We start from the raw sequence: 628 nt of genomic DNA on the forward strand, positions 1-628 counted from the left end.
AGCCTAACGGCTAAAAAGTTAGGCGAATCAACGCTTGCGGAATTCCGCAAGCGACTAAATTATAATTTAAAGAAAAGGAGTGATAATTTATGAGTACTAAATATGTTGTTATTATTCAATGTGATATTGCACATAAAAGGTGCAGTGGATTTGCATGTACAAATGCTTTTTATAATAAGGATGAGGTTTTTAAGAATTATGATGATAACACAAGATATATTTCTTTTACCTGTGGTGGATGCTGCGGAAAGGGAGTTGCTTCCAAATTAGAGCATTTTTCAAAGAAGGTATATAAAAATAATAAGATTAGTAAAGATGAGGTAGTAGTTCACTTGGCATCTTGTATGGTAACAGATAATTATCACTATGATAGATGTCCACATGCAGAATATATAAAAAATATAGTTATAAAGAAAGGTTATAAAAATATAGTTGAAGGATCTTATATAAGCAATAATGCTAAAAAGAAAAGAGAAGAAGGAATATATAATTGCTATGAGTAGAGCACTTGCATGATTTAAATTGCACAGTTTAAAAATATTGCGACGTAAGCATATGTAAGCGAAGCAACTTTCAACTGTATTCCGGCTGATATATGCTGTGAAGGAAAACTCACTTCATTAAGAAG

The 628-nt window shown here is 31.2% G+C and carries 1 protein-coding gene; it reads left to right on the forward strand.

Features of this window, described 5'->3' with window-relative positions; translation table 11 throughout:
• Positions 1-89 precede the first annotated feature (89 nt).
• Positions 90-503, forward strand: coding sequence for a CGGC domain-containing protein (locus tag EG57_RS0209395; protein ID WP_032076978.1), 414 nt, complete (start codon positions 90-92; stop codon positions 501-503).
• The last annotated feature ends 125 nt before the right edge of the window (positions 504-628 follow it).

Origin of the sequence: Clostridium drakei, from assembly GCF_000633595.2 — a bacterium.
GTDB lineage: Bacteria > Bacillota > Clostridia > Clostridiales > Clostridiaceae > Clostridium_AM > Clostridium_AM drakei.